The sequence below is a fragment of the Cohnella ginsengisoli genome (assembly GCF_029525555.1).
Classification (GTDB): domain Bacteria; phylum Bacillota; class Bacilli; order Paenibacillales; family Paenibacillaceae; genus Cohnella; species Cohnella ginsengisoli.
This window is the reverse complement of sequence record NZ_JAPDHZ010000004.1, coordinates 151,630-169,776: the sequence shown is the minus strand read 5'-3', so window position 1 is coordinate 169,776 and position 18,147 is coordinate 151,630. Positions and strand designations below refer to the sequence as shown.

The following is an 18,147-nucleotide window of genomic DNA, read 5'->3' as shown; positions in this document are numbered from 1 at the left end:
GATGTCCGAGACACCGGAAGCGCATCTGAAGAAAATGGGAGAGCCCTACGTTAAACTGATCGGTGAAGACGGCGGAACGCTGCTCGTGCTCGTGCGGGGCGGACGGCTGCACGATATGACCGTTCCGGGAGGTCAAGCGGGCGCTTCTTTCTGGACGAACCCGGCGGCGCTGGATGCCGGCGGATGGAATACGGGCGGGGACCGTACATGGGTCAGCCCCGAGATCGAGTACTTCACGGACGGCTCCGGCAACTACGGGATTCCGCCGCAGCTCGATCCCGGGCGCTGGACGCTCGACTCGTCCACCGGGAGAGAAGCCTCATTGCGGATGAGCTGCGAACTGCGCCATCGCGCGTCGGCCGCACAGCTCCGATTGAACCTGGAAAAAAGGTTCGCGACGCTGCCGAATCCGCTCCTCATGAATAAATCTTCGGCCGCGCGCGACCGGACGGGCGTCCGCTACGTCGGTTATGAGGTTCGCACGGCGCTTGAATTGGAGCCTGACGGAGTGGCGCCCGACGACGGATCGGCCGCCGCTCCGTCGGGCTACTGCAGCCTATGGAGCATCATGCAGGTGCCGGCCGGCGGCATCGCGCTGGTGCCGACGCGCGGACGCGTGCCGCCGCTTACGATGTTCGCCCAGCGGGAGCCGACGGACATCGAGGTGACGGCCGGCGGCGTCCGCATTCCATGCGGGGGCAGCTACAGCTACAAGCTGTCGTTCGATGCCGTCGCCTCGACCGGCCGCTACGGCTATTTCCGCCGGCTGGGCGCCTCCGAGAGCAGCCTCGTTGTCCGGCAATTCAACGTCTACCCCGCCGGCGTCTATCCCGACTATCCGCCGGACCGGCCCGATTATCTAGGGTCTTGCATGCAGATTTACAATGACGGCGGCCATCTCGGCGGATTCGCCGAGCTCGAATATCAGTCGCCCGCCCTGCCGATCGACAAGCCCAGCCGTGCGACGGATGAGTCGCAAGTGTTCCATTTTACGGGACCGACGGAGAAGATCACGGAAATTGCCGCGCTATTGCTTGGGATGGATGACGCATTGACGGCTGGGCTATAGTTATTCAGTAGCCAACGCCGCGCGAACGACCGCACCCTAACGACCTTTCGACGATGCCACAACCGTTTGTGCCGCGCGGCCGGGCTAGCGCCATCCCATGGAAAGGCGCTGGCCCATTGCGATTCATAAAAAAACCGCATCCCTTAGAGATGCGGTTTACGAATTCATGCCAGATATGCGCAGCCGCTCTCCCGGAGGCGGCTGCCTTTATTTTATTCCAGCTCCTCCCGCTCGATCTTCAGCCCTTCTACGTGCCGCTTGGCCATCAGGCTGCGTTTTTTGCGGTTCTCGACCGAGTCGAAGACGATATTCATATCGTAATCGTCCGGGTACAGATGCTTGCTCTCGATTTGAAGCTGCACCCGCTTGCGGTTAATGAGCTGTTTGACGCCGCGGACCTGAACGATGAGGTTCCCCCCGCTCGTCGGCGACCCGGTAGACGACGCCCCGCTGGCCGATCGACGGGATCCAGACGACGTCGCCGATGCCGAGCTCCGGCGGCTGTGCGGCCGCGGTCTCGGGGGGGTCGCCCGAAATCTTCTTGGGTTCGCCCGAGGTCTCCTTGAGTTCGCCCGAGGTCTTCATGGGTTCACCCACAGTATCCCCTGCATCGGCCCCTCGTTCCTTACGTGCCTCGGGTCGCGCGCCCGCCTGCGCGACCTCTGCGACGATCGCTGCCGGCGGCAGTAACCCCTGCACGCCCTCCCGCAGCGCGTCGCCGTCCTGCCGGCCGCGCTGTCCGCCTCCGCCCTTTAGCCCCCGGGCGATCTCCTTGGCCCGGGCGATGATGTCCTCGCCGATGCCGAACTTGCGCGCGATGACGAACGCGTAACTGTCGCCCGCTTCGCCCATGTCCAACCGGTAAAGCGGCTGCAGCGTCTCTTCGTCGAACGCCATGCGCGCGTTGCGGAATCCTGGCGCGACCCGCGCGTATTCCTTGATCTCGTTGAAGTGCGTCGTCGCCAGCACCGCGGCCCCGCGCCGGTGCAGCTCCTCGAGCACGGCGATCGACAGGCCGACGCCTTCGCCGGGATCGGTCCCCGTCGCCAGCTCGTCGAGCAGCACGAGCGTCGCGTCGTCCGAGACGGCCAAAATGTCGGTAACGTTGCGGATATGCGAGGAAAAGGTGCTGAGCGAACGGTCCAGGCTCTGTCCGTCGCCGATATCCGCCTCGATCGCGCGGAACACGCCGACGCGGCTGCCCGCGGCGGCCGGGATCAGCAGGCCGGTCTGGGCCATCAAGGTGAGCAGGCCGACGGTCTTGAGCGCGACGGTCTTGCCGCCCGTATTCGGCCCGGTGATGAGCAGCGACCGGTAACTGCCGTCCATGACGATGTCGAGCGGCACCGGCTTGGCGCTTAGAAAAGGATGCCTGGCGCCGCGCAGCTCGAACGTGCCGTCGTCCGTTAGCGACGGCGGCAGCGCGCCGATCGCGAGCGCCCACTTCGCCTTCGCCAGCAGGAAGTCGTAGTGCCCCACCGACTCCGCGTTCACGGAAAGCTGCGGCATCGCCAACTCGGCTTCGCCTGTGAGACGCGCGAGCACCTGCAGCTCCTCGCGTTGCTCTTCGGCGCGGAGCGCGGACAGCTCCATCTGCAGGCCCGCCGTCTCCGACGGCTCCACGAACACCGTCTGCCCGCTCGCGGACTCGTCGAGCACCGTGCCGGACACCTTGCGCCGATGCTCCTTTTTAACCGACAGTACGTAACGCCCGCCGCGCGTGCTCACGATTCGGTCCTGCAGGTGCTCGGCGTGCTTCGACAACAACCCGTCGAGCCGCTTCTGCAGCTTTTCCTCCGCCTGCCGGAGCTTGCGCCGGATGCGTCCAAGCTCCTGGCTCGCGCCGTCCAGGATGCGTCCGCGGTCGATGGAGCCTTCGATCTCGTCGAGCAGTCCGTCCAGCTCGTGCATGGACGACGCATAGGCGGCGACCGTCGGGGCGAGCGCGGCTTTGGACGCCATGAATCGGCGCAGTTGGCCGCAGCTGCGGACGAATTGGGCCAGCTGGCCGAACTGCCGCTCGTCCGGGACGTAGCCCGTGCCGAGCAATCCGAACAGCTCCTCCATGCCGTCCATGGACGGCAGCGGGACATGCATGCCTTTGTCGATCATCGCGCGCGTCTCTTCGGTCTCCGTGAGGCGCGCGGCGATGACGCGGGCGTCGGTCAATGGGGCCAATCGCTCCGCGAGCCGGCGGCCAAAATAAGTGGAGGTACGGGATACGACGGCCTCTATGGCGCGGGCGTATTCTAATTTATCGAGGGAAGTTGGTCTCATGATAGGGGGGTGCTCCTTTGTTTGAAGGGATTGGATGAACATTCGAACACGGCGAAAAATGCGCAAAAAAACCGTGCCTGATGGGCACGGTTCGCATTCCCGCTCCTCGCCGCAGCGACGGACGGAATGTCGGACAGTTCCTCCCTGGCAATCGAAGCCGCAGAACGCGCGCAACGAAACAAAAGACCGACATCATCGATCCCTTGCGGGCGCTTGTTCTAACGGGCTATCCAATTGATCAGTTCAGAACCATCGCAGACATCAAGGTGTTCCCCTTTTAGATAAACAAAGTTGCCTTTAACTTATCACAAACTATATCTCGTGATCAAGCAGTTTTTCCAGCTTCGTCCGGTCGTTCACCTGGATCATCTTCTGCTGGATCTGGATCAGGTCCTCGTCCTGCATGTCCTGCAGCACCTTGGACACCGTCTCCCGCACGGCGCCGACCATGTCGGCGAGCTGCTGATGCGTGAGCTTGATCGGGATGCGGACGGGCGCCGACGGATCCGAACCGCCTCCGTACTCCTCGCACCAAGAGGCCAATCTTTTGATGATCCTCGAACGGACGCTGAGAAAGGTCAGATCGTAGATCTGCTGGTTCGCCTTGCGAAGCCGGTTCATCGTATCTTCGACGAGGTAGTGCAGCAGGTTGCGGTCGTTTTCGAAAAGAAGCTGGAAATGCGAGCGCCGCAGCGAGAGCAGCCGGGTCTGCGAGGCGGTCTCCGCCGTAGCCGAACGTACGAGACCGGGCTTGATGAGCGCCATCTCGCCGAAGTAGTCCCCTTCGTGGAAAAAAGCGAGCACGACTTTTTTGGACTTGTTGATCGTGTGAATGCTGACCGAGCCGGAGAGAATGAAGTAAATCTCGTCGCCTTCGCTGCCCTCGAGGAAAATAATCGCGCCCTTGCGGTACACTTTCTCCTGAACGTACGGGAGGACGCGGTCGAACAATGCGGGATCGATGCCCTTGAAAAACGGAATCGCCCTCAGCTTGGTGGCGGTGATCGGCATAATAGCCCCCTTGCGCGTGTGTGCAGCTGCGCCGAGCGTCCTCTCTAGACGACAGCCTCCACCATAAAGCTTGGATGCTCCATCAGGTTGAACTTCGTACCGAACTGATTCAGACGGACGATCGGCCTGGCCAGATGTCCTTTGTTCAGTTCGACGACCGTCGCATGAAGCCCGCCGGTCAGCCTGAGCTCGGTTCCGACCGGATACGGGACGAATGCCTTCAGGAAGCCGCGGACGACGGCATAGCTGTATGAAGTATCTATTTTCGACATGACGTACTCAATTCCTCCACAAGGAAGCTTGTCCGCGAGCCGATCGTTCATAAAATAGTCGAATTCGCTGCACAGCCCGCAGATCTGCGCCTCCTCAGACAGCTCCGCGCCCCTCGTCCCATGCGGGAAGCCCCTGCCGTCCAGCTGTTCGTGATGCTGCATGACGATTCTTAGCGCAGGCTGCGATACGCCCGGAGACTGCCGAAGCAATTCGTACCCGACCTGCGGATGGTTGATGACCATCGTGCCGTCGTGCGGCCTGAACAAGCCGATATCGTGCAGCAGGCTGCCTACGGCGACATGTTGGATCCGCTGCCTATTGTATCCAAGCACTTTGGCCGTCAGCATCGCCAGGAAGCACACGTTGACGCTGTGCGCGATCAGGTTCGCATCTCCGCGCAGCAGGTCCTCGTAGTGATAGAGCAGGTCGCGCTCTTCCATGACGATCCGGGACATATGCTCCGCCCATTCGAGCACCGGCTCGACGGGTACGGCGCCGCCGCGCAGGACGGTATCCATGACGAGACCCAGCAGATCCTTCATCTGTTCCCGCAGATTTTCCTTCAGCGCCTTAGGGTCGGAGCCGAATGCTTCCGTCGTCTCGATCATTCAGGTAACGGAGGTTGCGTCTCTTCAATCCTTCGATCAAGCGCCGGTCCAATACGACGCCCTGCCTCAATATCAGACGTCCGTCGGACGTATATACGCTTCTTCCCAGCTTGTCGCCTTCCGCCAGCTGGTCTGCACGAACTAACCGCACAGTCGCTCACTCCCGATCCATGATTGTCTCTCTATCGTGATTCGATATTACTATCGATACCAGGAGCGGTTCTGTAACTCAGATCACACAAAAAAGGCAAAAAGTCTCAGGATTAAATTGAACTAATATAGTCCTTAAGAACCGGAAAGCTTGTCAAAAAGCGAAACGACGGCTTTGACGCCGCTCTGCGACAACCGCTGGAGCGTGGACGCCGTCTTGTCCGCCAGACTGTCTACGAGCGGCTCCCCATCCGGTCTCGGGATCGCATACGGATCCTGCCCCTCCCCCGCCAGCCTGCCCGCTGCGCGCCGAATCCGAAGTCTGCCGCCTCGCGGCGCTGCCCGCCGCGGACGCATCCTTATCGTCTGTCTCACCCTCATAGGCGATGCCTTGCGGCTCTTCCGCATAGTAGCGGCTGCGCTGTTCCGCCCGGCTGTCCGCCGCGTTCCCGCCGCTAGCGACCGTCGCGCCGTCGCTGCCGACCGGGCCGTATACGGTTCGGATGCCGTCGTCCGCCATTTCCATGCCGAACAGTACGGCCAATGCGATCAGCGCCGCGAGAAGCGCAAGCTTTCCCATCGATCGTCCCATGATCCGCTTCCTCCTCTATTGGGCCGTCGCGGCTTTTTTCGCGCCGGCTCCCGCCGCTTCGGCATTTTGGCTCTGCCAGTAAAGATCCGAGATCGTCTTGGCGAGCGCGTCGGCCGTGCGGTAGCACTCCTCGAGCGTATTGTCGACGCCGCCGATCTCGATAAGCACGCTGTCCGGCGCCAGCGATTGATTGTATTCGCCGTTTCCCGTCGCCGCCGTCTTGCCCCAGATGCCGCGCGACAAGCCGGGATAGGATGCCTCCAGCTTTTCGTGAATCTCGTTGGCGAAGCTTTCGTTTTGCTTCCAGTCCGGATTGCGCTGGCCAATGATGAAGAACACTTGCGCATAATCTTTGCCGCCGATCGTGACGGTCGATTCCTTGCGCCGGAGCGAGTCTCTATGAATGTCGAAGAAAAAGGTCAGGTCTTTGTCGCCTGCCATCGCCTGCGCGACGGTCTGCTTGGAATACTTGTAGGATTGGTTCCAATCGTAGTCTTTAACCGTTCCTGCGTAATCTTTGGAAGAGTGCAGCGCGCCGATCCCCCCGCTTCTCGAGCTGGTCCGCGAGTCGTTTGCCGACCAGGGTGACGTTGACCTTGCCGGAGTTCGGGTCCTTCGTGCCTGACGGCAGCTCGGGATAATAGGATTCGCGGTTGTGAGAATGATAGATGAATACGACTTTGCGCCCATCCGTCGTCTTCGTCTGACCGGAAGGCGAATCCTCGCCGTCCGGCGTCGGCGTAGGCGATTCCCCGTTCTGCGCCGGTTCGGGCGTGGCAGCCGCGTCCGGCTTGTCCGAACCGTCTTCGGGCTGCGTTCCCGGATCTGTGCCGAGATCGTCCGGGCCTTTCCCCGCTCTGCCCGCTTCGCCTGTCTCGCCCGGTGCCGGCGGGCTGTAATCTTCCGGCGCGCTGTCCGAGCCGCCCGAGCCCGTCCGGAACAAGATCGGCTCGTCCCCGCCGGCGCCCGGCATTTCGGCGGCGAGCAGGCTTTTCGGGTCTCCCGGGTTGACGTCGGTGAGGAACCGGAGCAGAAAAGCCGCGATCCGCTCCCCGTCCATATGGCCGCCTTCGCCCTTCTCGGCCATCTGCGGAAGCTCGAGCCCGAGCATGGAGGAGAAAAAAGTATCGGATACGGAAGCCGCGAAGCCCTTCATCGATTGCGCGGGCGACGCGGCTAGCTTGATCTGCAAGATGCCGCCTAGACCGAGGAGGACGAACATGACCATCGAGCAAAAGCTGAGCAGCAAAAATGCGCGTCCCGATGCCAAAAACCTGCGAAATTGCATGCGCCAGACCGGCAAATATTGCGATAGCGCCGCACGGAACATTCCGCACCTCCCACTCCCCTATCGGGGTCTATTAGACCGTCTATTCTTCCGGCTTGCGAAAGCGATAGTGAAGTCTATGAGAGTTTAAGAGATGCTAGAACGGCGAGTAGGCATAAAATTGGAAACAAGAAAATGCCGCAAGGGAAAGAAAGGTGCGGCGAGTAGGATCGCGTCCGAATTAGAGGTATTTTCAGCTAAGCCTTCTACGCGCGGTTTCCTGAGCAAGGACATGGATTGTTGCTGGATAAGACTTCTTGCGGAAAAATAATCGCTACAAGGTGCGGTTTACTCCTGGTTGAGACTTCTTGCTGGCCGGGAGTCTGCGAATGGAGGCGGAGTGTTCTCAACTAAGACTTCTCGCGGCGGATTAAGTGCGACTGGGTACGGTTTGTTCCTGATTGAGACTTCTTTAAGCAAGTCGGCGCGGGTTCGTAATCTCGTATCAGCGCCCCAAACTCCGCGTCCCGACAAATCGAGTAGGAGGAGGCGGCTAGCCTCCGTCCTCTCACACCACCGTACATGCGGGTCCGCATACGGCGGTTCCAAAAGGTTAACAAGGCTCCTTGTAACGAGTAAGCAGACTTTTCAGCCCTTTTGCCTCCCAGTAGGAGGTCGGAAGGGCGTTGTTTATGTTCCGGGACATTTCCCAAGGGCCGCGCCGGGAGTTGGCCATGACATAACAGGCCCACTCCCGTACATTCAGCGCTCTTAGTTCGCGGATGCGCGTTCGCACTCGCTTCCATTGCTTCCACAGGCACATGCGCAGCCGTCTACGAATCCAGCCATCGAATTGCTCGAGGTGTTTCTTCGCAGCAGCCATCCGGAAGTAGCCCAGCCACCCCATCGTATAGCGGTTTAGCCGGTTTATCCGTTCCTCCATTGGCATAGACTTCGTACGGTTCGTCAGTTCCCGGACCTTGTCCTTGAACCGAGAAATCGTCTTTGGTGCCAATCGAATCGTCGCTTGCCGGTTGTTCATGAAGCTAAATCCTAGAAACTTTCGCTCCCGCGGTCTGGCTACCGCACTCTTTTCCCGGTTCACTTTCAGTCTTAGCTTTCCTTCTACAAAGCGAACCACCGACCCCATGACGCGTTCTCCGGCGCGTTTGCTGGCTACGAAGATGTTGCAATCGTCCGCATAGCGGACGAAGTGCAGTCCTCTGCGCGTTAACTCCTTGTCCAGGTCGTCCAACAGGATGTTTGCCAGTAGTGGACTAAGCGGTCCGCCTTGCGGCGTCCCTTCCTCCGTTCGCTGGCAAACCCCGTTCTCCATGACGCCGGCATTCAGATAGGCGCGAACCAGCTTCAGGACGCGTTGGTCCGTCACCTTACGTGCCACTCTGGCCATGAGCATGTCGTGGTTCACCCGGTCAAAGAACTTCTCCAGGTCCATGTCTACGACCCAGCGCAGTCCGCTCTGGATGTAGGATTGAGCCTGCCGCACCGCATCGTGCGCACGCTTGCCTGGCCGAAAGCCGTAGCTGCTTGGAGAGAATTCGGCATCGAAAATCGGATTCATCACTTGCAGAAGCGCTTGCTGTAGCAGTCGGTCCATCACGGTCGGGATGCCAAGCAGCCGTACGCCGCCTCCGGGTTTGGGGATTTCCACCCGTCTGACGGGCGCAGGTCTGTAGGTTCCCGCGAGGAGTTCGGTCTTCACCGACTCCCAGTGCGTTTTCAGGTAAGCTTGTAGCTGCGCTACCGTTACACCGTCCACACCGGGCGCTCCTCCGTTTTGGACCACTCGCTTGTACGCGTCCCTCAGGTTTGCGCCCTCGAGCATCCGCTCCAGCAAGTCGTTACTGGCTTTGCGAGAGGAAGGGGCGACTTGTGCCGGCGATGAACTCGGCGCTCCTGCATACCCTTGCGGCTTCACCGCTTCTCTTTGCAGCAAGCTCCCTTGCGGGATATTCGGCTGTCGTTGCTCATCGCGCGAACGCATCGGTTTCCTCTCTCCTTTCGGTTCGGCCCTTCCGCAGCTGTTGCAACAGTCTGCGTACTATGGCCTCTGCTGACTCCTGCGGGTTCAGCGCAACCTCCCGGTTGCGGTTACCGAAATGACTTCGCTTTTTTTTTTTTTTTTTTCATCCCGCAGGCCTCCCCAGATAAGAACGCCATCTGTCTGCCCGCGACCACTGGAGTTTACAGGGTTAGCCCTTGGCGGCTTTGGATTTCGTTGTGTGTTGACAACTCATCCGGCTAACCCTGCCTCGAATCCAGTTCGTATACCTTGGCCCGTGCATTTGCCTCCGGCTTCCTTCAGATTCCGCCTCGCGACGGACACCCTTGCCCTTGGCTACGGTAGGCGCTCGCCAGCCCCCGTTCGGGACTTTCACCCTAAAGATGACGCCCATGCTGGGCGTACGACGAAAAAGCCTCCCGGCTGCTGCCGGGAGGCTTGGCTTGACGGCGTCCTGCGCCGTCGCTATGCGTTTCTGGATGTAGTTTTCGGCTTAATAGCCGAGTTCCTTGCGAGCCTTCGCCCACTTGGCGTTCATGTCGTCGAACGCTTTCTTCAGATCCTTCGCCACGATCAGGTCTTGGTCGACGGAGCCGGTGCCCAGCGCGATCTCGGCCTTCTTGGCGATCTCGTTGTAGCGAGGGTCGACGGCAACGCCTTCGATGTACGTCGGGTTGGAAGCATTGAACTCTGCCAGCTGCGGTACGGCAGGCGTCTTGGTCTTGTCGACCGGCATGAAGCCGGAGTCGGTGTCATAGCCGGATTCTTTAACGAAGAACTCGACCCAAGCGGTAGCCAGTTCCTTGTTCTTGCTGTCCTTGCTCACGCCGACGAAGTAGTCGCCGCCGAGCGGAGCGTTGTACTTGCCGCTGTTGTCGTAAGGGAACGGGAAGAAACCGATATCTTCGGAAGCTGCGCCGGCGCCGATGACTTGCGGAATGACCCAGTTGCCGAGGAAGTACATGGCGGCTTTGCCGGATGCGACTTCGCCCTTGGACATTTCCCAGTTGTTCGTGGACAGGTCCGACTCGACCCACTTGTTCTCGACGAACTTGCGCGCGATCGTGATCAGCTTGCCCCAAGGTCCGTCAACCGTGAACGGCGTATCCGTGGAGACCAGGCTGTCGGTCCACTTGGCATCGCCAGCTACGGTCGTGTAGGAGTTCTCGCCCCAGCTGCCCATCGGCCATTGCGCGCCGAAGTTCATGTAAAGCGGGATGATGCCGGCGTCCTTCAGCTTTTGCGCATCGGCGTACAGCTCGTCGAGCGTTTTCGGCGTGGAAGTAATGCCCGCTTTTTCGAATGCCTTCTTGTTGTATACGATGCCTTGCGTGTTGACGCCCGACGTGATGCCGTAGCGCTTGCCTTCGAATGCGTCGAAGTCCGCAAAGTAGACGTTGTCGAACATCGAGTCCGGCAGCGGCTCGTAGTACTTCGGATATTCGCTAGCCGCGAGGCCGGTCGGAATCATGTTTACGTCGCCCGCTTCGCCCGTCGTCAGGCGCGTATTGATGTCGGTCGCGTAGTTGGTGAGGCCTTCGAATTCGACTTCGGCCTTCGGGTATTTTTCTTTGAACTTGGCAACGTACTTGTCGAACGTGCCGTCGCTGATGTAGTCGGTACGGTGAGTCAGCACGAGAATCTTGCCGGACAGGTCGGCATTCGCTTCGCCGCCAGAAGCGGATGCGGACGCGGTGGCGGATGCCGAAGCGCTAGCGGAAGACGATGCCGAAGCGGACGGAGAGGCGTTGTTATTGTTGTTGTTGCTGCCGCAAGCGGACAGTACGGCGGAAGCCGTCAGCAACGACAAGATGGCAAGCGTGCTTTTCTTCATTTGTTGTAACCCCCAGATTGATGGTTTTAGCTGATGACCCAGCTTTGTAAGCGCTGTGTTGGGATCGCTTACATTCACTAATTATACGCCGATGGATTTGCAAAAACAGGCATTCGTTTTGTTTTTATTGTCATCAATTATGATAACAAATAAAAACTTTTAGCTTAAAATCCCCTAACCGGCCATTAGTATGTGCCGATTAGGGGATTTTTACCCATTCGATTTAATGATGCTTGCAGGACTTTAGCCGCGCTTCAAAAACGCGTATTCGGGACGATTCAGAAGCTCGAGGTTCCGCGCGATCAGCTCGTTGCGCGTCTCGACGCTCGCGCGGGAACGAAGACCGTCCTCGGGCGTGTTCATGGCATAGTCGAGCAGGCGTTCGATCGTCGTCGAGGCCACGTGCAGACGCGTATCGGAGGAAGCGTAATAGATATACACTTCGCCGCTCTCCTCGGCGATCAAGCCGTTCGTGAAAACGACGTTGGACACGTCGCCGACGCGCTCGATGCCTTCCGGCGCGATCAGATGTCCGGCAGGAGAATGAATGACGCGGCTCGGATCGTCCAGCGCGGTCATGAACGCGTAGATGACATAGCGCAAGCCGGCAGCCGTATTGCGCACGCCGTGAGCGACATGCAGCCAGCCTTTGTCCGTCTTGATCGGCGCGGCGCCCTGGCCGTTCTTCACTTCTTTGATGGTGTGGTACACTTTCTCGTCCACGATCGACTCATGGTCGACGATCGCCGGATTCATGCTCTCGGAGAGTCCCCAGCCGATGCCGCCCCCCGCGCCCGTGTCGATGAAGCCGTCTTGCGGACGCGTGTAGAAGGCATACTTGCCGTCCACGAATTCAGGGTGCAGCACGACGTTGCGCTGCTGCGGCGAAGGGGTCTGCAGATCCGGGAGGCGCTCCCAGTTGACGAGGTCCTTCGTGCGGGCGATGCCGCCTTTGGCGTTCGCGCTCGACGTGTCGCCCTTCGGCGCGTCCGGATCTTTGCGCTCGCTGCAGAACAGGCCGTAAATCCAGCCGTCCTCATGCTGAACCAGGCGCATGTCGTAGACGTTGACGTCCGGGTCTTCGGTCTCGGGAAGCAGCACCGGATAATCCCAGAAGCGGAAGCCCTCGGTCGGCTTGTCGCTCTCCGCGACGGCGAAAAACGATTTGCGGTCGACGCCTTCTACCCGTACCATCAGGTAGTATTTGCCGTTCAGCTTGATCGCGCCCGCATTGAACGCCGCGTTAACCCCGATCCGCTCCATCAGGTACGGATTCGTCTCCGGGTTCAGGTCGTAGCGCCAGTAAAGCGGCGCGTGCGCATTCGTCACGACGGGGTGCTCGTGGCGCCAGTAGACGCCGTTGCCCGGTTCGACCTTCGGGTTCGGCTGCGCGACCAGCTTTTCGTATTGCTCGTTCAGCTGCTTGATTTGATTCAGAAAATCGCTCATGGATTATGCCTCCGATTTCAAATGTTCGAGTCTTTCCAGCACTTCGATGCACGCCCGGCTGTTGTGATAAGGGCATTTCCATTGCCCGACCTTCGGCTGGTTCCCGCTCACGACAGGCTCGCCGGCGCGCGTGACCTGCCAGTGCCATTCCCCGCCCTCGCGGTCGCTCACGAAGTTCGAGATGAACGACCAGCTATGCTTGGACGCTTCCAAATACTTCGCTTCGCCCGACAGCTGGTAGGCGTTCAGGAAGCCGACCATCGCTTCGGCCTGCGGCCACCAATCCTTGCTGTCGTCCAGGTGGTGCCCGTCGTACTCGTTGAAAAGGCCGCCGTCTTCGTCCACGCCCTGCTCGAGCGTCGCCTTCGCCATGCGGACGGCCGCCTCCTTGACGCGCGGCAGCAGCGACTGGTCGCCAAGCACCTCGGCCGCTTCCCACAGGAGCCAGCTGCCTTCGATATCGTGCCCGTACGAGACATGCGGGGCTTTGGAATGCCACTCGTCGTCGAAAAACAGCAGGAAGTGGTCGGTCTTCGCGTCGATAATCTTGTCCAGGTGAACCTCGATGAGCTCCTTGAGCTTTGCCTTGAGGCCTTCCGGCTTCCAGACGCGGTACAAGTTCGTATAAGCCTCGAGCACGTGCAAATGCGTATTCATCGACTTGCGCTCGTTCAGATCCTTGCCGGAGAGACTAAGTTCGTCCGTCTCGGTCCAGTCGCGCGCCAGCGCTTCGACGTAGCCAAGATGAACCGGATCGTAGGCGTGCTTTTCGAGCAGGCGGTAGATCTCCTCCGCCCAAGCCAGCGCCTCTTGATCGCCGGTTACGCGAACGTATTCGGACAAGGCGTAGATCACGAATGCCTGACCGTAAACTTGCTTTTTATCGGACACCGCCGCTCCCTTAATGTCGATCAGCCAGTACAGGCCGCCATGCTCCGGATCGCGGAAATGCGTCTTCAACGCCTCGTAAGCGCGCTTCGATGCGGCGAGGTACTTTTCGTCCTTGTAAAGGCGGTAGGCGGAAGCGAACGTCCACATGATGCGGGCGTGCAGCACGAGACCCTTGTGCGCTTCCGGCAGTTTTTCGCCGCTGCTCGCGATCTCTCCGATATAGCCGAAGTACTTTTCGTCCACCGTGTTGTTCAGCCAATACCCTAGGATATTGTCCTTAAGCTCCACGGTCAGCTCGTCCTGCCACCGCGCGCCCGTCAATTGCTGCGACATGCTAGATTCCTCCTGTTCCCGGTCCGTAAGCGGACGTTCGGATTTTTCCATGTTCGGTCTACGATTGTTCAACCGTTCAGGCGTTCAAGCCTTCCGGCTTTTGACCCGACTTGTAATAATCGCCGACCGTCTTGGCGGCCGACTTGCCGTACATGCAATAATCGTCGTTGGCCGCCGCGTCCTTCGCGTCGTAGAGCTTAGCCGGCCAGTCCCACAGCATGAAGCCGCGCATCCACTCGCGCTTCGCGCAGGCGCCGAACATCGCTTCATAGTAACGCTTCTGCTCCTCCTCCGACGGACCGCCGGGCAGCGACCAGTCGTTCGGACGCAGCGGCGAGCCTTCGCGGCTCGGGCAGCCGGCTTCCATGAAGAAGAACGGTTTGTCCCACTGGGCGAGCACGCCCTCGATGCGGTCGAGGTGCGCCTCCCATTCGTGAATCGGGTAGTAGCCGCTCGAAGAGATAATGTCGACCGCGTCCCACCATTTGACCCGGCCCTCTTGATACTTGTCGCAGTTATAGGTGATCAGGCCGGAATAGATCGGACGAATATCGGCGATGAGCGCGCGCCATTCGGCTTCGCGCTTGTCGGTCTGCACCATCTCGCAGCCGATGCACAGCATCTCGCAGCCCTCTTCCTCCGCGATCGCCGCGTAGTGGGCGATGAACTTGCCGTAGCTCGCGAACCACTGCGCCCAGCTCGGCTCTCCCGGAACTTCCTCGTCGAAAAAGCCGATATGCGCGCGCCACGTTCCGTTTTTCACGTTGACGACCGGCTTGAGGCACACCTTCATGCCGAGCGACTTCGCCTTGCGGATCGCCGTGCGCACTTCGTCGTCGGTCACCGTCGGCTCGTCCCAGTACGGGATCTCCGTCGACTGCGGCGTCTCCTGCAGCGCGGACAGCGCGATCGCCGCCCAGTTCACGCCGAGCTTCGCCATCTCCTCCATCGAGAAGTCCGCTTCGCTTCCCGTCCACGTGCCGCGCGTGCCGACCCAGCCCCAGGTCATGCCGCTGACCGTCTCGTTCCAAGCCTGTTTGCTCATGCTTGCAGCTCCTTTGCGCGAACCTTTTGTAAACGCGCGGTGTTATATTGTTATCTATTTTGTTAGTCATTTTAGATAACAATATTCTCAAGGTGATTGTACCACCTGGGGAAGAGAAGTCAATGGGAACTGACCTCCTTCATTATTTGTCCACAGATCAAAAATGAACCGGATGAAGGCGCCGAATAATGAACGGAACCACTGTCCGGTCGCACGCTTTAAATCCTCGATTTTCAGCAATGGCGGATATCTGGTCCACGAACCACTGACAAGTCAACGCAACAACGACAAAAACGCCGCAGTATCATCTGCAGCGTCTTGTAATCAATTAGTCTTTTCTACGCTTGTGATTCCCCGTTCGCCAGTCCCGTCGACTGCCTGAACACGAAATCTCCCGACAGCAGAATCCGCTCCTTCGGGCTGTCCGGATGGTTGATGCGCCACAGCAGCGTCTCCACCGCCCGCTGGCCGAGCGCCTCCTTGTTGACGTTGACCGTGCTGAGCGTCGGCGTCGACAGCGCGGCGTCGTCGATGTTGTCGAAGCCGGTGACGGAGACGTCCTCGGGCACGCGGATACCATGCTTCATCAGCGCCGTGACGACGCACAGCGCGAGCGAATCGTTCGCGCAGACGAACGCGGTCGGCAGCGCCTCGCGCGCTTTCATTTCGCTTACGATTTCCGTGAGCGCTTCCGTATGTTCGGACCGGTTTTCCCCCTCGAGCGAGATAAGTCCCGGCTCCTGCTCGAACGGCACCTCCTGCTCCTCGAGCAAGGAACGGTAGCCAAGCCAGCGGTCGAAGAAGCTTCGCGAATAGCGGGTGTTGCCCACGAACTGGAGCTTGCGGTGACCGTTGCCGAGCAAGTAATTGGTCACGCGGCGCATGCACTCGTAATTGTTCATGAACAGCGCGTCCGACGGAATCAGCGGGTCCTCGTGGTCCACCATGACGAACGGGATCGACAGATTGCGAATCTCGAGCAGCAGCTGGTTGGAGATGTGGCCGACGCAGACGATGCCGAGCACGCCGTCCGGATTGATCAGCTTGATGAAATTGTCCGTAATATGCTCCGTGACGATCATCATGCCGAGCCGATGCTGCTCGAGTCCGGTGGTGATCCCGTCGATGATGCGTCCCCAGTAGAAGGAATGGCGATTCTGCTCCCGGACGTTCGGGATGAGCACGATGATCGTCTCCCGCTGCGTCCTGCCGGCCGGATCGGCCGAGGCGCGAGACGCCGAGCTCTTGATTCGCTTGCCCGCAAAGTATCCGAGCTGCGTCGCCGAGCTGATGATTTTTTCCCGGGTCTCCGCGCTTACGCCGGATTTGCCGGCGAGCGCCTTGGACACGGCAAACTTCGAGACGCCGACGTGATCGGCGATTTGCTGCATCGTTACTTTCTTCGACATCTCTCGTACGACCCTTTCCGCCATAAAAAAAATCCGAATGCGTTGATAACAAGATTAATTGTTATCATAACACATTCGGATCGTTAGCGTCATGGCCGGAAATCGTCTTATTTGACCGCGCCGTTCGTGACGCCTGCGAAAATAAAACGCTGCAGGAACAGATAGATCACGAGCGTCGGGATAAAGATGATCAGGATACCCGCCGAAATGACATTAATTTCAGCAGCGTTGGGACCTACAAAAGAATAGATTGCGGTCGATACGACTTGGAGCTTTCGTGCCGGCATGTATAGATATGGCGTGTAAAAGTCGTTGTAGATCGAGATCGTCTTCATGATAATCAGCGTTGCCGTCGCCGGGGCGAGCAGCGGGAAGATGATCGACCGGTAAATCTTGAACAGGGACGCGCCTTCGACCATGGCGCTCTCGTCGAGATCCTTCGGAATGTTATTGACGAACTGCAGGTAGATGACGATCTGCAGCACGTCCGCGCCAAGGTACAGCAGCATCGGCGCATAAATCTCGTTGTAGGCGCCTAGAAACTTGATGACCTGGAACGTCGCAACCTGCGTCGTAATCATCGGAATGACCTGGGCGACGAGATACATGCCCATGATCGGCTTCTTCATCTTAAAGTCGAAGCGGCCGAGCGCGTAGGCGACCATCGTACCGATCAGCACGTTGCCTGCAAGCGACACGACGAGAATAATGAAGATGTTTTTAAAGCCCAGGCCGAGACGTCCGACCTTGAACACTTTTCTGAAGTTATCGAAGTTAAACCAGTCATGCGGCAGCGCAAGACCCGAATTGTAATATTCGACTTTGGTTTTAAACGCCGAAATCAGCACGGAGTAGATCGGGAAAAACACGATAAACAGTCCGATCGCGATCGTGACATAACGGAATATGGTCCATGCTTTATTTTGGCGCTCCATCGCTTATTTCTCCTCCCTGAACAGCAGCTTCCGCTGCAGGATGATGAAGGCGATGACGATCAGCAGCAGGACGATAGCCATTGCCGACGCCAGACCGGCCTGTTGGAACTTAAAGGCCATATCGATCGTCTTCGAGACGAAGGTATGCGTGTCGTCCGCGCCCAACTTCATTACATACGGAATATCGAACGCTTCGAGTGCGCCTGTCAAAGTCAGGATCAGCATCAGCTCAAGAACGCTTCGAATGCCGGGTAGTGTGATGAAGCGAAACGTCTGCCAACCAGAGGCGCCGTCGATCTTGGCGGCTTCGTAGTTGTCGGCCGGGATGGATTGCAGCGCGCCGATGAAGATGACCATCGTCAGGCCGAAGTATTTCCAGATCGAGATAAAGGCGAGTGAGTAGTTAGCGAAGCCTTTGCTCAACCAGGCGTGCTGCCAAGAGTCCAGTCCGATCGCTTGGAGGAAAATATTCAGCGAACCGTATTCGACATGGTACACATTGCGGAACATGATAACGATGGCAACGCTGTGCAGCACGTACGGGACGAACAGAAGCGAGCGGAAGATGTTCCGTCCCTTGAGCCTGCTAGTCAGCACGATCGCGAAGTAAAGCGCGACAGCCGTCTGGAGCAGGCCGCCTACGAAGTAATAGGCATTGTTCTTAAAGACCCCGAAAATTTCCGGACGGGAGAAAATCTCCTTATAGTTGTCGAATCCGACCCAATTCATTTCCCAACCGAGGCCGCTCCAGTCCGTGAAGCTGTAGTAAAGCAACGACAGCGCCGGATAGTACGAAAAGGTCAACGACAAGAGGACCGGAATCGTGAGGAATCCGAAAAGAATGAGAATCCGCTGCGTTTTGTAACTCAGGTTAAACATAGACACCCCTGCTTTCGTCGTCGGTCAAGTCACCGTATGGAAATCGCTTACAATGATTATACCCGATTCGGTTATGCCTTTTAAGGTTCTACGTTTGTTTTC

At 58.8% G+C, this 18,147-nt stretch carries 16 protein-coding genes; 1 reads left to right on the top strand and 15 read right to left on the bottom strand.

All coding sequences use genetic code 11. The annotated features are described in order from the left end of the window. Position 1 precedes the first annotated feature (1 nt). The gene (locus OMP38_RS21770; RefSeq protein WP_277567004.1) at positions 2-1,069 is read left to right on the top strand and encodes a DUF6786 family protein; all 1,068 of its coding nucleotides are present in this window, start codon (positions 2-4) and stop codon (positions 1,067-1,069) included. A 212-nt stretch (positions 1,070-1,281) separates the two neighbouring features. On the opposite strand, the gene OMP38_RS21765 is transcribed toward OMP38_RS21770, so the two are convergent. The 15 genes from OMP38_RS21765 to OMP38_RS21700 all read right to left on the bottom strand — a co-directional run bounded on the left by OMP38_RS21765 (position 1,282) and on the right by OMP38_RS21700 (position 18,045). Then, on the bottom strand, positions 1,282-1,431 hold the full coding sequence (locus tag OMP38_RS21765) for a hypothetical protein (RefSeq protein WP_277567003.1): 150 nt from the start codon (positions 1,429-1,431) through the stop codon (positions 1,282-1,284). A gap of 10 nt (positions 1,432-1,441) precedes the next feature. After that, positions 1,442-3,346, bottom strand: a complete 1,905-nt coding sequence (locus OMP38_RS21760; protein WP_277567002.1) for an endonuclease MutS2 — start codon at positions 3,344-3,346, stop codon at positions 1,442-1,444. Between the two features lie 312 nt (positions 3,347-3,658). Next, on the bottom strand, positions 3,659-4,357 hold the full coding sequence (locus OMP38_RS21755) for a Crp/Fnr family transcriptional regulator (RefSeq protein WP_277567001.1): 699 nt from the start codon (positions 4,355-4,357) through the stop codon (positions 3,659-3,661). Positions 4,358-4,401: 44 nt separating this feature from the next. Continuing rightward, entirely contained in the window at positions 4,402-5,238 is an 837-nt protein-coding gene (locus OMP38_RS21750; RefSeq protein ID WP_277567000.1) for an HD-GYP domain-containing protein, read from the bottom strand. Between the two features lie 304 nt (positions 5,239-5,542). After that, positions 5,543-5,980 carry a hypothetical protein gene (locus tag OMP38_RS21745; protein WP_277566999.1) on the bottom strand — a complete coding sequence of 146 codons (438 nt, stop codon included), beginning with the start codon at positions 5,978-5,980 and terminating at the stop codon, positions 5,543-5,545. Positions 5,981-5,995: 15 nt separating this feature from the next. Beyond that, complete coding sequence (gene spoIIP / locus OMP38_RS34940) at positions 5,996-6,511, bottom strand: stage II sporulation protein P (protein WP_338130643.1); 516 nt, start codon at positions 6,509-6,511, stop codon at positions 5,996-5,998. After that, positions 6,477-7,310, bottom strand: coding sequence for a stage II sporulation protein P (locus OMP38_RS34935; protein WP_338130604.1), 834 nt, complete (start codon positions 7,308-7,310; stop codon positions 6,477-6,479). The genes spoIIP and OMP38_RS34935 overlap by 35 nt, the downstream gene beginning before the upstream one ends. A gap of 550 nt (positions 7,311-7,860) precedes the next feature. Next, complete coding sequence (ltrA, locus tag OMP38_RS21735; protein ID WP_277564517.1) at positions 7,861-9,252, bottom strand: group II intron reverse transcriptase/maturase; 1,392 nt, start codon at positions 9,250-9,252, stop codon at positions 7,861-7,863. A gap of 511 nt (positions 9,253-9,763) precedes the next feature. After that, a complete protein-coding gene (locus OMP38_RS21730; RefSeq protein WP_277566998.1) occupies positions 9,764-11,104 on the bottom strand; it encodes an ABC transporter substrate-binding protein in 1,341 nt (446 codons plus the stop codon). A 243-nt stretch (positions 11,105-11,347) separates the two neighbouring features. After that, a complete protein-coding gene (locus OMP38_RS21725) occupies positions 11,348-12,553 on the bottom strand; it encodes a glycoside hydrolase family 130 protein (protein WP_277566997.1) in 1,206 nt (401 codons plus the stop codon). A gap of 3 nt (positions 12,554-12,556) precedes the next feature. After that, positions 12,557-13,777, bottom strand: coding sequence for an AGE family epimerase/isomerase (locus OMP38_RS21720; protein ID WP_277566996.1), 1,221 nt, complete (start codon positions 13,775-13,777; stop codon positions 12,557-12,559). A 76-nt stretch (positions 13,778-13,853) separates the two neighbouring features. After that, positions 13,854-14,822, bottom strand: coding sequence for a glycoside hydrolase family 113 (locus OMP38_RS21715; RefSeq protein WP_277566995.1), 969 nt, complete (start codon positions 14,820-14,822; stop codon positions 13,854-13,856). Positions 14,823-15,160: 338 nt separating this feature from the next. Further along, positions 15,161-16,231, bottom strand: coding sequence for a LacI family DNA-binding transcriptional regulator (locus tag OMP38_RS21710; protein WP_277566994.1), 1,071 nt, complete (start codon positions 16,229-16,231; stop codon positions 15,161-15,163). Between the two features lie 107 nt (positions 16,232-16,338). Then, on the bottom strand, positions 16,339-17,166 hold the full coding sequence (locus tag OMP38_RS21705; RefSeq protein WP_277566993.1) for a carbohydrate ABC transporter permease: 828 nt from the start codon (positions 17,164-17,166) through the stop codon (positions 16,339-16,341). Positions 17,167-17,169: 3 nt separating this feature from the next. After that, positions 17,170-18,045, bottom strand: a complete 876-nt coding sequence (locus OMP38_RS21700; RefSeq protein ID WP_277566992.1) for a carbohydrate ABC transporter permease — start codon at positions 18,043-18,045, stop codon at positions 17,170-17,172. Positions 18,046-18,147 lie beyond the last annotated feature (102 nt).